Annotated in this window: 13 protein-coding genes; 1 reads left to right on the plus strand and 12 read right to left on the minus strand. The window is 46.8% G+C overall.

Going from position 1 to position 13,083, the window contains the following annotated elements:
* Positions 1-19: 19 nt before the first annotated feature.
* From FXO21_RS01915 to FXO21_RS01940, 6 genes are all read right to left on the minus strand, one after another.
* Entirely contained in the window at positions 20-3,232 is a 3,213-nt protein-coding gene (locus tag FXO21_RS01915; protein ID WP_149638513.1) for a hypothetical protein, read from the minus strand.
* 17 nt (positions 3,233-3,249) lie between these two features.
* A complete protein-coding gene (locus FXO21_RS01920) occupies positions 3,250-4,317 on the minus strand; it encodes an NAD(P)/FAD-dependent oxidoreductase (protein WP_149638514.1) in 1,068 nt (355 codons plus the stop codon).
* Position 4,318: 1 nt separating this feature from the next.
* Positions 4,319-5,029 carry a (d)CMP kinase gene (gene cmk, locus FXO21_RS01925; protein ID WP_149638515.1) on the minus strand — a complete coding sequence of 237 codons (711 nt, stop codon included), beginning with the start codon at positions 5,027-5,029 and terminating at the stop codon, positions 4,319-4,321.
* A 137-nt stretch (positions 5,030-5,166) separates the two neighbouring features.
* Entirely contained in the window at positions 5,167-5,673 is a 507-nt protein-coding gene (locus tag FXO21_RS01930) for a GNAT family N-acetyltransferase (protein ID WP_149638516.1), read from the minus strand.
* 3 nt (positions 5,674-5,676) lie between these two features.
* A complete protein-coding gene (locus FXO21_RS01935) occupies positions 5,677-6,264 on the minus strand; it encodes a LutC/YkgG family protein (protein WP_149638517.1) in 588 nt (195 codons plus the stop codon).
* 1 nt (position 6,265) lies between these two features.
* Positions 6,266-7,642, minus strand: coding sequence for a lactate utilization protein B (locus tag FXO21_RS01940; RefSeq protein ID WP_149638518.1), 1,377 nt, complete (start codon positions 7,640-7,642; stop codon positions 6,266-6,268).
* Between the two features lie 243 nt (positions 7,643-7,885).
* On the opposite strand from FXO21_RS01940, the gene FXO21_RS01945 reads away from it, so the two are divergent.
* Positions 7,886-8,281, plus strand: a complete 396-nt coding sequence (locus tag FXO21_RS01945; RefSeq protein ID WP_149638519.1) for a hypothetical protein — start codon at positions 7,886-7,888, stop codon at positions 8,279-8,281.
* A 54-nt stretch (positions 8,282-8,335) separates the two neighbouring features.
* On the opposite strand, the gene FXO21_RS01950 is transcribed toward FXO21_RS01945, so the two are convergent.
* From FXO21_RS01950 to FXO21_RS01975, 6 genes are all read right to left on the minus strand, one after another.
* Positions 8,336-9,112 (minus strand): (Fe-S)-binding protein, encoded by a 777-nt coding sequence (locus FXO21_RS01950; RefSeq protein ID WP_149638520.1) that lies wholly within the window; start codon positions 9,110-9,112, stop codon positions 8,336-8,338.
* Between the two features lie 2 nt (positions 9,113-9,114).
* On the minus strand, positions 9,115-9,849 hold the full coding sequence (locus FXO21_RS01955; RefSeq protein WP_225865530.1) for an endonuclease/exonuclease/phosphatase family protein: 735 nt from the start codon (positions 9,847-9,849) through the stop codon (positions 9,115-9,117).
* A gap of 65 nt (positions 9,850-9,914) precedes the next feature.
* Entirely contained in the window at positions 9,915-10,265 is a 351-nt protein-coding gene (locus tag FXO21_RS01960; protein ID WP_149638521.1) for an L-rhamnose mutarotase, read from the minus strand.
* Positions 10,266-10,270: 5 nt separating this feature from the next.
* Positions 10,271-11,101, minus strand: a complete 831-nt coding sequence (locus FXO21_RS01965; protein WP_149638522.1) for an amidohydrolase family protein — start codon at positions 11,099-11,101, stop codon at positions 10,271-10,273.
* A 154-nt stretch (positions 11,102-11,255) separates the two neighbouring features.
* Positions 11,256-12,125 (minus strand): fumarylacetoacetate hydrolase family protein, encoded by an 870-nt coding sequence (locus tag FXO21_RS01970; protein WP_149638523.1) that lies wholly within the window; start codon positions 12,123-12,125, stop codon positions 11,256-11,258.
* Between the two features lie 173 nt (positions 12,126-12,298).
* Positions 12,299-13,072, minus strand: a complete 774-nt coding sequence (locus tag FXO21_RS01975) for an SDR family NAD(P)-dependent oxidoreductase (protein ID WP_149638524.1) — start codon at positions 13,070-13,072, stop codon at positions 12,299-12,301.
* Between the last annotated feature and the right edge of the window lie 11 nt (positions 13,073-13,083).

The following is a 13,083-nucleotide window of genomic DNA, read 5'->3' on the forward strand; positions in this document are numbered from 1 at the left end:
GTTTATACTTATGATTTTATTAAAAATCATAACCCAATGTCACGTACGGGATTGCTTTGTTGGTATAACCGTTGTCGACTCCCCATGCATAATCAAACTTGGCATAAAAGCCGAACAAAGTTGTCCTGACCCCCATTCCATAACCCATCAGATAAGGATTTTTATAATTTGTAACCGTTGCCCGGAAAGGATCGTCCTCAGTACCAATGATCTGGGTATTGAGACTGTTGTTTTCGCTAAACGGTCCTTTTCCTGTCCAGGCAGTTCCGATATCACCAAAACCGACGATCTGGAAATTACGAAGGAAGCTGGAAGTGATGGCGCCTCTGTACAGATATTTAACGAGCGGGATACGCAGCTCTGCATTCAAGAGCATATAACTCGTTCCGGAAAGTCTGTTCAGATTAAATCCACGTAGATTGGTAGCAAAATCGGCGAAGAAAATATCCCGGTTGTCTCTCTGAAAATTCAGCGGATTATCTCCGGTCCGGTTTTCCTTCCTGTTGCCGAGCCAGTTTTCCATGCCACCCAAAATATTCTGCTTGGGTGCTTTTCCTCCTGAGTGGCTTGCAGCTGCACGTATTGCCAGGATCAGGTCCCTATGGATTTTTTGATAATGCCTGAAATCAAGACTGGCGCGGTTAAAACTCTCATTTCCGTTCGTCAGCCCCTGCTGCATGTCATAACGGATCTTGAATCGCGTACCTTCCATCATATTCATGCCGTTGACGCGCGTATTGTCAAACACATATTCGCCTCTTAATCCGCCGTAATTGGAAGCCAGATCGGGATTTGGCAGAATATACACATCGATCATCCGGGTCGAAGTAAACATCGGTGATACGGAGAACCGGCTTGTGGTCGAGAACGGATACGAGGCCGTGAACATCATCTGATTGAACCTGTATTTTTTCGGCGCACCTTCTGTATCAACATACAGGCTCCTGCGATCAAAGCGAACACCGAAATCGATGCGATAAGTATTGTTTGAATATTCCGCAAAAAGGTCGCTGTTCCTGAAATTGGACGAGACGAACACACCTGCTTTGATAACGTGATTTTCAAGCAGGTCATTCATCGAAATAGACTGGGCGAAACCGAAGCCTCTGATCGGATCAATACGCCAGTCGGATTTAGCGTCATCCGTTATAAATAAACCTTTGTACGGTGTTGGCCCTTTGATAGCAATATTTTCGCGCGTCGCCCTGGTCCTGGACAAAGTGCTCGGCGTTGTAGGGAAGCTGCCTCTGTTCCTCCTGGATTCAAACGATTTCAGTACATCCTCATCGAATTCATAATTATCAGTATCTACCTCTCCTTCCTTCAAAGCGAGTTTTGAAGCCTGGGCAGGCTGCTGCGCCACGTTTTTTGCGGAATCGGCCTGAACTGCAGCATTACCGCCACCGGTCGCAGGTGCTTTGGTCGCATTCAAGGCAGGAGTGTCGATCGTCGCATTAATATCGAACGAATTTTTGTAAGCGGCTACATAATAGCCTTCATTGAGGTAGGTATAGGCAAGCGCACCTCCGGACTTGATATTCACATCCGCATTCCGGATGTTCTGAATGTGATTAGTCAGCTGAGATATTGAAGCTGAGGCCCTGTTGTATTTAAATAAATTATTGACACCTTTTCCATTTGAAAGATATACTACATCGGTTCCATCAGCATAAACCGGCAGAATTCTCGCTTTTCCATCGCCCTGCACCAACTTTACCATATTGGCTGACCTTGGTGTCCCGTCGTGTTCGAATATGGTATAAGTAGTCGAAACTGATTTATAGCTGCCCTTATCCCCTGTCCCTACCGAGTCGACTGGGCGATTTGATGAAAATACTACTTTGCGGGAAGACCCCTGAACGAATCTTGGTGAAAGATCATCGTAAAGGTCGTTGGTTAACGCCAGCGGAGAGGCGCGCGCAACACTGATCAGGAAAAGATCATTCTGTCCTCCTTTATCAGCACTAACGGCGAGCATAGTGCCATCGTGGGAAACGTCCATATCCATCACCTGGTCAAGCCCGCGGATATTTCGCTTCAATTTGATCTTGACCTTTTTCGTACCCAGGTTTTCGTAGACATACAAGTTTTTACGATCATTTTCAGTAGCAAGGATTGCAAGCTGGTTATTCCTGAACCAGCCCAGCAACGGAGGCTGTGTTTTTGCTCTTCCCCCTACGAGGTCAAGCTTACCCTGACGAATGATTTTCTTCGAGCCGCTTTCACTGTTGAACACATATACCCGATACCTTCCGTTTTTAATCTCGCTTACTGCGGTGAACTTTTTGTCGGGAGATATTTTGATGACCGCATTGGCCGCAGACACATTAAATTCATTCAGCCTGTACTTCCAGGATGGGCTAGGTTCGGCGTAAAATTGCTCCGCGTTTTTATTTTGATTGAGGTAATAAGCCCGCCAGTCCCGCAGAAACCTATTATATGATTGTATACCTAATGTACTGGTAATGCTTGTCTGCTCCGTCCGGATGATGCGGGTCAGGTTAAGAATATCGGATACTTTATCCTTGCCATACCGTTCAGCAATGTAATTCCAGATCGACTGTCCGATCAGGGCCGCGTCGTTACCGGTCATCAGCGTGGGCTTTCTCACTTTGCGATTCTTGAAAAAATCACGCATGTAGTCATTTAACTCAGGCGACCAGCCGTCTGCAATGTAAGTGGCCGCTCCGGACATAAACCATTCAGGTAAAGTCAGCAACAGCGAGCTTTGCAGCGCCTCCTTCATATTACCTCCGTAGAGCATGTCATAAATAAAAAGCAGGCTGATATCCTTTACCAGCTTTTTGCGGAACCCGATCTGGTCACCAGTATAGGCGACTTCAACGCGCGATTGTGACAGGTCCAGTTTATGTTCGTTGATATGATCGAGTGTCGACAGGCCCATATTGCTCTGTTCCAGCTCGGCAGGAGAGTTATAAAGGAAAATTTTGACCCGGCTGTAAGGTGTCCAGCCCAGAATGTCGGTGATTTTATCAAATTCACTTTCGGCATATTGCGCCGTAAGCCTGGCGAGTGCAGTACCTCCCTGATAATGATATATCTCGAAGTTGGTCGTTCTGAAAACCTTCCAGCTGAAAGTCTTATACTGCACGCGGTTCTTTCCAAAAGTCTCCTGAGAAGGATAGCGCTGGGCAATTGACTGGGTGACAACTCCTAAAACCGCTAGTAAACCGACCGAAAAGGTTAATCTGTATATGTGTTTTATGCTCATAAATGCTTAGGCTGACTTCAACGGAAATATAACGAAAAATACCTCTGAATATTAACGAACGGATTCAAATCTTTACCGTTTTCAAGGTGCTCAGCGAGCTGCCTGGCAAAAAAGGGCGCCAGCGTTACACCTTTTGTACCTAACCCATTGAATATGCACACATTGGCATGATCCGGGTGGATACCGAGCAGCGGCCTTCTGTCCTTTACCGAAGGCCTGACACCCGCAGCGGCGGATGTGATCTGGTAAGGTATCCGCAGCAATGCCTGCAATTTTTCATTCAGTTCTTCCGTCGCCTGAATCGTCGGTTCCCAGTTAAGGGGATCCCAGGAATAGGTCGCACCTACCCGCATTACCTTCCTGCTCGCTGGCAGCATAAATATTCCCTGGTTTACAATATACTCCGGCAAAACTTCCTCCGTAGCAACTTCCAGGATCTGCCCTTTGACAGGCGTAAATGGCAGCCAGCTGAAAAAATGATTATTTACCCCAAAAAAACCCTGACAAAAAACGACTTTACCGAAACTCAGATCATGCCAGGAAATGCACTCCGGACCGACAGACAGATCGTCCATATCAAAAGACTTTTCAATATAGGAATCAGCCTCAGTTAAATAGTCGCGCCCTTTTTCCAGAAATACAGGCAGATCCACCCAACCCGCACGGATCACTTCCAGGCCGCCAAAACGTGACTCGACATAATGCGACAAATCGGTTCGACCGTCCGCGGCAATGTACTGTGAAATTGCCGGATCTGCGGTTTGTGCTAAATACGTGTTTTGTTCTTCAATCGATCTGAATGGCCGAAAAATGGGCATTGAATAAACCAGCTTACAGCTGAACTTTGCTTCAAGATCCTTATAAAATTGATCGGCATATGGAAAAAGGTCGTCCGCCAGCCAGGTTTTTACCAATTTCTTGCCTGTCAAAGGATTGAATATCCCGGCCGCTACTTTCGAAGATGACGGCATGGAAGCATCCCCGACAACCAGGACCTTTTTGCCCATTTCGAGCAGATGCAGTGCGAGCGAAGTGCCTGCGAGGCCCTGCCCGACAATCAGATAATCGTAGTCTGTTACAGCCATTTTAGATCTTGCCGGCATTGCGGCGGCGCAGCGAAAGCCCGATCTGCTCGTCGGCGAGGCGAACTACCAGTTCCACCTGCTCATCCAGCGTCATCAATGAATTGTCAATATAAATAGCATCTTCCGCCTGCCTGAGCGGACTTTCTGTACGGTGGGTATCAATATGGTCACGCATTCTGAGATTCTCGGCGATTTCTTCAAGCCCTACGAGTTCACCCTTTTCCAGCAGTTCTGCCTGCCTGCGCTGCGCCCGGATCAGCGGATCCGCTGTCATAAATATCTTTAATTCCGCCTGTGGAAAAACGACTGTACCAATATCGCGCCCGTCCATGACAATTCCTTTCGTCTTGCCCATCCGCTGCTGCTGCGCGACCAGGGCATGCCTGACTTCCGCAATAGCACTCACATCGCTAACTTTTTCAGAAACATACATTTTCCGAATTTCATCTTCCACATTGACCCCGTTCAGATAAGTATCGTTCCGGCCCAGCTCCGCGTGCCGCCTGAACGAAATCTGAGTGTTGTTCAGAGCCTGCTCAACCTCTTTTGGATTTGTAAGACTAATGTGATTTTGAATAAAATACAACGTTACAGCCCGGTACATGGCACCTGTATCGATATAGGGATAGTTGAGCTGCTTTGCAACCTGTTTCGCAGTTGTGCTCTTGCCACAACTGGAATAGCCATCGATTGCAACAATGATTTTCGGCATAGTTTAAAGAGTAATTTCTGCGTTCGTCAAAAACGGTACGGTCGGAAAACAGAATATCGTGAACTATGCAAAAATAGAGGAAAGTACTCGCCAAGGTCTTTTTTCAGGCAAGTTTTTAATCATAAATGTAATTATCATCAAACGAGCCTGACAAACAGGTGCTCGTCAAGTACTGCGCCGTTTTTGATAATTGCTTTGCGGTGAACTGCTTCCAGTTCGTAGCCTGCTTTTTCAAGCACGCGCATCGATGCGCGGTTGGTTTCGAATACGCCTGCGAACAGTCGGTTAATGGATGTATTTTCGAAAATCCAGTCGGTCATCCGGATTAATGCGGTCGTAGCTATGTTTTTCCCCCAGTAGGGTTCGCCGAGCCAATACCCTATTTCTGCACTATTACGGTGAATATCCTCCTGCCGCAACACGCCTATCCCGCCAACAAATTCATCCCCATAATAAATCGCCCGCTGAAAAGCGTTTGCGTTCACTTTACTACAAAGATCAATCCAGAAATGCGCGTCGGCGACTGAGTAAGGCGATGGAAAATTGTCCCTGACGTGGGCCGCTATTTTAGGATTATCAGCCAGGTGAGCCAGCCTTTCGACCATATTGCGATGAAAATGCCTCAGCTCGACTTCCTGGTCCATAACTTACACTTCTTCTACCAAAAAAATCACCATACTCCGCGCACCATGCGCACCTACTACCAGGGACTGCTCGATATCAGCAGTTTTCGAGGGACCCGCAATAAAACAACCCCAGCCGGTAGTATCAGTAAGCTGCTCATAGGCGTCATGCATATTGTTCACAACTGCACTTCGCGGGATTGCCAGGGCCAGGTTCTGTGTAATAAAAGGCAATACCCGATGTGGAAGATTTTGATCTGAAATCCACACTGCCCCATTTTCGGCAACTCCAAATTCCGCTTTAAGGATCGCAATTTCGATCATTTCCAGTTCGTGCGGATCACTTACATTTAAACTGAAATCAGCCCAGCTATTAAGCTCGGGAATGGTTGTCGCTTTATTAACCACGCCTTCGTATAATTCACTCGCCTTGACTGCCAGCTCTTCCCAGTTTTTCACCACTACAACTTCCGTGTAGATCGCCGTTAGCGTTTCGATGAACTTGGTTTCCGTATTTTCAAAATCGCTGTCAAACCGGATATTGTCTGGCAGCGACCTGCTCTCGGGCTTGTTGAGCCTGATTTTATGCAGCATTTCTTCTCTTGTATTCATATCACTCTTTACGGTTACGAACGTACCAGTCGCGGAAACTCTCCTTCGGCGGCTCAGGCACATCCCGTTGCTTGTACCAGGGATTCAGGCTGTTGTTGACAACAAAAGGCATCGTACGCATCACTGACCGGCCCAGCCTCCCCGACCACTGATAAAACCGAGGTTGTGACAGTACCATCGACATCGCGCGGATTCCGATTCCCTTGGTTTGCGGCACATGCCCGCCCTTCGCCAGTACCTGCCGCCATTTATAAAGCTGATCGTGGATATCAATTTTAACAGGACAAACATTAGAGCAGCTTCCGCATAACGTACTTGCAAAAGGCAGGTCTGCATATTTGGTCATATCCAGGTTGGGCGCCAGGATAGAGCCGATCGGGCCGGCGACGGCATTGTGGTAGCTGTGCCCGCCGCTCCTCCGGTATACCGGGCAGGTATTCATGCAGGCGCCGCAACGAATGCATTTAAGGGAGTTACGAAAATCCTCGCGCCCCAGCTGTGTAGTCCGGCCGTTATCTACAATAACGATATGCATTTCCTGGCCCTCGCGCGGCTTTTTGAAATGACTGTTGTAAGTAGTAACCGGCTGGCCAGTCGCACTTCTAGCCAACAATCTTAGAAATACGCCCAAATGTTCCTGTTTCGGGATCATCTTCTCGAAACCCATGCAGGCAATATGTATGTCCGCCAAATGAGCCCCCATATCTGCATTTCCTTCATTGGTAGCAACTACAAACCCGCCCGTTTCCGCAATGGCAAAATTAACGCCGGTCAGTGCGGCGCGCCGGGTCATGAATTTGTCTCGCAAATGCTGGCGCGCGGCCTCGGTCAGATATTGCGGATCGGTTGCGCCGGCTTCTGTTCCCAGATGTTCGTGGAAAAGATCTCCGATATCTTTCTTTTTTAAATGTATGGCCGGTAAAACAATGTGGCTCGGAGGCTCTTGGCGGAGCTGCACGATCCTTTCGCCCAGGTCGGTATCGATTACGTCAATGCCATTCTTTGTTAAAAATTCGTTCATGTGACATTCTTCCGTCAGCATGGATTTACTTTTCACCATGGCGGTAATGCCGTGCTGCTTGAGCAGGTTCAGTACGATTTCGTTATGTTCCGCCGCATTGGCGGCCCAATGTACATGTACGCCGTTTTCCTTTGCCTTCTCCTCGAACTGAACCAACAGCTCATCCAGATTAGATAACACGTAATTTTTGATCTGCGAGGCTGTCTCGCGGAGCGCCTCCCACTCGGGTAGTAGCTTGGATGACCTATCCCGCTTCTGGCGCACAAACCAGAGTGTTTCGTCATGCCAGTTGACATACGGTTCATCCCTGTTGAAGACTTCCGAAGCCTCGGAATGCTCCATGATTGTTTTAGACATAGTTATCTTAACAATTTAGTAATAGTACTTTTAAAAGAATAAGGATTGCACTATTCACATTCATTGCACTATTCATAGTTTCGAATTTGTTTAAATAACAACTTTTTCAAAATCAAAAAATAGCTATTTCATTGTATTGCAATATCTTATACTTTTGAACTACAAAGTTTTTCGATCGGGGCATCGGAGTCTTAAATAAAGTTTAGTTTAACTTTTTTTAGACACATTAAAATTTTCACTCCTATGAAAACCAAAAACACTCTTATCATCGCAGCCTTAACAGGCTTACTTCTATCAGGTTCTGCCATCAATTCAATCGCGCAGGACAACAACGTATCTGTTGAAAACACGAAGTCGGTTTCCGACAATCTGAACATTCTGCAGATTAAGCCAATGCAATTCCGCGTTTCATATAATAACCCAGTTTCCAATACAGTCGTGGTACGTATTCTGGACACTGATAAAAATGTTCTTTTTTCAGAAAACAAGCGTGTGAGCACCAACTATCTGAAGTATTTTGACTTATCGACCCTGAATGACGGTACCTATACCTTCGAAATCACGGACGGAAAAGAGAAAGCTTCACAATCGTTTGATATTTTGACTACAACCAGCCGCGTTGTTTCTTCAATCAACTAACAACAAGCTGTTCTCAGATTCTGAACTTCCGTAAACTTTGTAAAATGCCGGGACTCACGCGATGGGTTCCGGTATTTGTTTTACGGCACTGTTGAGAATTTCGGCAATATGTTTGATCTGCACATTGGAATTGCCTCTTTTCAGGATTCCGCCCAAATGCATCAAACAGCTCATATCAGAACCGGTAATGAATTCCGCATTATGCCGGATATGGTCTGAGACCCTGTCTTTCCCCATTTTCACGGAAACCGCTTCCTCACTCACACAAAAAGTACCCCCAAAACCGCAGCATTCGTCAGTCCTGTCCAGATCGATCAGCTGCAATCCCTTTACCTGCTTCAATAAGAAAACAGGTTTTGAAAACGGCTCCGCATTCAGTTCCGACATTTGCGAGAGATGAAGCCCGCGCTGCCCGTGGCAACCCTGGTGCAGGCCTACCCGATACGGGAATTCGGCCTCAATATGTTCTATTTTTAAAATGTCTGTGATGAACTCCACGAGTTCGTACACTTTCTTCCTTAGTACCTTCGATTCGTCAGCTTTATTATCCGCTTTCAAATGTTCTTTAATATGAAGAACACAGCTTCCTGAGGGCGATACCACGTAATCACAATCTGCAAAAAGGTCGAAGAAAAGATTGTCGCAGGGCCGGGATAGGTGTTCGAAGCCGGAGTTCGCCATCGGCTGTCCGCAGCAGGTTTGATTCGTTGGAAAAGTAACCTGGCAGCCCAGTTTTTCCAGCAATTCCAGGGTAGCTATTCCGACCTGCGGATAAAACTGGTCCACATAGCAGGGTATAAATAATCCGATTTTGAGGCTTGAGTAATTCATTTTTACCAAAATTCAATGGTGGCAAGTATGGGATAGTGGTCGGACACGCCGGGATAGTTTCGCAGGACCTTATAGTTCTTTATGCGCACTTTGTTATTAAGCAATGCAAAAATGTAATCGAGCCTGTCGCCCGGAAGTCCCTCATTCCAGGTCTGCAATTGCGACCCCTGTGCTGCGTCCTGCCAGTTTCTGCGAAACGAAAAATAAGGTTGCTCGTTGGGCCTCGCCCCCATATCCATTCCGATCAGTACGGGCTGAATGCTGTTGACGAGCATTTGATTGATATAAGCCGCCTGCAATGCCCTGTCCATCATTGACGCGTATTCCAGTCTGGAATTACACATCCGGAATGTCAGCCCGCGGACCGGATTGACCAGGCCGCACAACAACACTTTCGGATCTGCGCCCTGCGTGGTCGGCAACTGGATCGTCTGGGAATTTTCGAAGGGCCATTTTGATAATATCCCCACCCCCTGCGACCCATTTTCAGACCTGTCGGCCTCTCCGTACAAATAGTGCATTCCGGTTTGCACTGCAATCTGCCGGAGCTGAAACTGCGTTTTTCCGTTATCTATCAGGCTATCAACTGCTTGTAACGCGATCAGGTCTGGTTTGTGGTCTGATATAATTCTTAAAATATCCAGCAGGTTAGATTCCTCCTCCATATTCAGCCCGTGCCTGATATTGAAGCTCATTACCTTCACTTCCACCGCACGGCGCGGTTGCGACGCGACCAAACTGCACGATATGATTGTTACCAGTAAAAAATAGCCTAATCTGCTCAACCTGATCAAATACTAGTTCACAATCCGTTTTTCTCTTCGGGGAGGGCAAATATCTGGTTCATCAACACCCACTTCTCGCCGGGTTTGGCTCCGGGCAATGCTTTTTGGTAGTTCCACATCAGCTGCTCCCATTCCTGCACTTTTTCGTTCGCCGCATCCATCTCTGCTTTCTTCTCGAAACTGAAATCGTCTTCGGTTTCCATGATCATGAAAAGCCTGTCGCCGAGCCGGTAAATATCCATAACAGTGATACCTGCTTCCCTGATACTCTTTTCGATCTCCGCCCTGATCTGTTTGTGATAAGCTTCATATTCTTTGATCATTTCAGGATCATTGACCAGATCGACTGCGAGACAATATCTTTTCATTTTACTTAAATATCGAGGTTGTAAAAATCGATGGCATTCTTTCCCATTACCTGCCGTGTTTCCGAATCTGAGAACATACTCAGGTAGTCTGTTAAAATACCTTTGGTACCTTCATACTCGGCGGCTACCAGGCAAACCGGCCAGTCGGAACCAAACATCAGTCTTTCCGTACCAAATGCTTCAAATACCACGTCGAGGTAGGGTCTGAAATCGGCCTTTTCCCAATTCTGCCAATCGGCCTCTGTGACCATTCCTGATATTTTACAGCTCATATTCGGAAGCTCTGCCAGTTGACGGATATCGTCGGCCCAAGGCTTGATTTCACCGTTTTTAATCAGCGGTTTGGCAATATGGTCCAGTACAAAATGCACATTCGGCAGCTTGACGGCGAAATTGAATGCTTCTTTGAGTTGATTCTGGTAGATCAGAATATCGTAGGTAAAATCGAATGCTACCAGCTGGCCAACTCCTTTTATAAATTCAGGTTGCAGTAAAAAACCTTCGGGCTGGCCCTGCGCCACGTGGCGAAATCCTTTTAGCTTCTCAAACTGGGAATACCGTTCAAGCTTTTCGTAGAGATCCGGGGAAAACAAATCTACCCAGCCTACGACACCTTTGACAATATCATTTGCTTCGGCAAGTTGCAGCAAAAATTCAGTCTCCGAATCCGTTGAAGAAGCCTGAACCGCTACACAACCGCCTACCCCATTGGCTTTCAATACTGGTTGCAGATCTTCCGGTAAAAAATCCCGTCTGATCGCCTGCATGTCCGGCGTGATCCACGAATCCCGCTCCTCATCAAATACCCAGAAATGCTGGTGGCTGTCGATTGTCATTATTGCTGTGTTAGTAGTGTCGATTTTGATTACATTTTGTTATTTATTGTCATTGATCGTCATTTGTTGTCATTGGTGCTGGCTGAAATTACATTAGCTACCCGCACAATTAATGACAGTCAGTGACAACCAGTGACCCAATGTCGATCAATAACTACCCCTGACTCCTACTCCAGGCCACCGCCTCCTGTTTCTGGTTGCCCAACTTTTCGATTCCCAGCTCGACGACATCACCTGGTTTCAGGTACACATTCGGCTTCATTCCCAACCCTACTCCTGCCGGCGTTCCGGTGGTGATTACGTCACCTGGCAGCAAAGTCATGAACTGGCTCAGGTAGCTGATCAGGAATGGTACCTGGAAAATCATATCCGAAGTATTACTGTCCTGAATTTTCTTTCCGTTCAGGCTCAGCCACAGGTCGAGATTATTGGCGTTACCAACCTCATCCGCAGTTACAAGGTAAGGGCCGATCGGTGCGAAAGTATCATTGCTTTTTCCCTTCACCCACTGTCCGCCTCTTTCGAGCTGGTAGGCGCGCTCTGAGTAATCGTTGTGCACCGCATAACCCGCGACATATTCCAATGCATTGCTCTCTTCGACGTAGCTTGCTTTTTTACCAATAATCACCGCCAGCTCCACTTCCCAGTCTGTTTTTTCAGAATTCCTTGGAATAACAACCTGATCGTAAGGCCCACAAACGGCAGAGGTAGATTTAAAGAAAATGATCGGCTCTTTCGGCAGCTCAGTTGCACCGGATTCGTAAGCGTGTTTGGCGTAATTCATTCCAATACACACAATTTTCGAAGGCCGCGCCACGCAGGATCCGTACCTGAACCCGTCTTCCACAACCGGTGCGGAGGCTGCATTTGTATTTAACCATTCGGTTAAACGGTTCAAACCGTCTGTCGAGAAGAATTTTTCATTGAAGTCCTCGCCAAATGCGGAGACGTCTATTTTTTTACCATCAGCAAGTTCAACACCAGGTTTCTCCTGCTCAAATGCACCAAATCGGAATAGTTTCATAGTTTTTTGGCTGTTAGCTTTTAGCTGTTGGCTATTAGCGGTTAGCTGTTGGCCTTTATAGTTTAAGTTAATTTCTGTTGGCCATTGTCTGTTAGCTATCGGCCACTTAGTTAAATATTACTTTTCAAATCGAACCTAGCTAAAAGCTAACGGCTAATAGCTAAAAGCCCCCTTCAATTATTCAACTTCTCAAATCCCCCATCGATCAGATAATCGCAGCCGGTGATGAAACCTGCTTCGTCGGAGCAGAGGTATAATGCGAGTGCGCCGATTTCTTCGGGTTTGGCCATTCTGCCGATGGGCTGCGTCTTGGATAGTTTTTCGAACATTTCCTCTTCTTTGCCAGGGTAATTTTTAGCTATAAATCCATCCACGAAAGGAGTATGTACCCGGGCAGGAGAAATGCTGTTGCAACGGATCCCGTCGTACAGATAGTCCCGTGCCACTGATAATGTCATAGAAAAAACCGCCCCTTTTGCAGTTGAATAGGCAAAACGGTCCGGAATACCGACAGTAGCCGCGATAGACGCCATATTCAGGATCACGCCGCCGCCATTGGATTTCAAATGCGGAATGGTCGCCATCAGACAGTTGTAAACCCCTTTCACATTGACATTCATAATCCGGTCAAAATCAATTTCGGAAGTGGTATCCGCTTTACCAATATGCGCAATTCCGGCATTGTTGACGAGAATATGAATAGGAGACGAAGCCGCGATCGCATTGATCACATTTACCACATCGGCCTGTTTCGAAATATCAAGTGCGTGCGCTTCGGCTTTTCCACCGTCGGCAATAATTTCATTCACAACCTGAGTCGCCAGTTCCAGATTGAGTTCCAATATATGTACCGTAGCTCCCTGCTTTGCAAATGTTTTGGATATTGCAAGACCGATACCACTCGCGCCACCAGTTACAAGCGCTGTTTTTCCACTTAAATCAAACATGCGTTAATGAT

This window comes from Dyadobacter sp. UC 10, from assembly GCF_008369915.1.
Taxonomy (GTDB): domain Bacteria; phylum Bacteroidota; class Bacteroidia; order Cytophagales; family Spirosomataceae; genus Dyadobacter.

Excerpts from the sequence above, each read along its gene's own strand:
- FXO21_RS01945 (WP_149638519.1), top strand. The coding sequence starts at position 7,886 with ATGAAAACCAAAAACACTCTTATCATCGCAGCCTTAACAGGCTTACTT.
- FXO21_RS01975 (WP_149638524.1), bottom strand. The coding sequence starts at position 13,072 with ATGTTTGATTTAAGTGGAAAAACAGCGCTTGTAACTGGTGGCGCGAGT.
- FXO21_RS01965 (WP_149638522.1), bottom strand. The coding sequence starts at position 11,101 with ATGACAATCGACAGCCACCAGCATTTCTGGGTATTTGATGAGGAGCGG.
- FXO21_RS01920 (WP_149638514.1), bottom strand. The coding sequence starts at position 4,317 with ATGGCTGTAACAGACTACGATTATCTGATTGTCGGGCAGGGCCTCGCA.
- FXO21_RS01930 (WP_149638516.1), bottom strand. The coding sequence starts at position 5,673 with ATGGACCAGGAAGTCGAGCTGAGGCATTTTCATCGCAATATGGTCGAA.
- FXO21_RS01935 (WP_149638517.1), bottom strand. The coding sequence starts at position 6,264 with ATGAATACAAGAGAAGAAATGCTGCATAAAATCAGGCTCAACAAGCCC.
- FXO21_RS01915 (WP_149638513.1), bottom strand. The coding sequence starts at position 3,232 with ATGAGCATAAAACACATATACAGATTAACCTTTTCGGTCGGTTTACTA.
- FXO21_RS01970 (WP_149638523.1), bottom strand. The coding sequence starts at position 12,125 with ATGAAACTATTCCGATTTGGTGCATTTGAGCAGGAGAAACCTGGTGTT.
- cmk (WP_149638515.1), bottom strand. The coding sequence starts at position 5,029 with ATGCCGAAAATCATTGTTGCAATCGATGGCTATTCCAGTTGTGGCAAG.
- FXO21_RS01960 (WP_149638521.1), bottom strand. The coding sequence starts at position 10,265 with ATGAAAAGATATTGTCTCGCAGTCGATCTGGTCAATGATCCTGAAATG.
- FXO21_RS01940 (WP_149638518.1), bottom strand. The coding sequence starts at position 7,642 with ATGTCTAAAACAATCATGGAGCATTCCGAGGCTTCGGAAGTCTTCAAC.
- FXO21_RS01950 (WP_149638520.1), bottom strand. The coding sequence starts at position 9,112 with ATGAATTACTCAAGCCTCAAAATCGGATTATTTATACCCTGCTATGTG.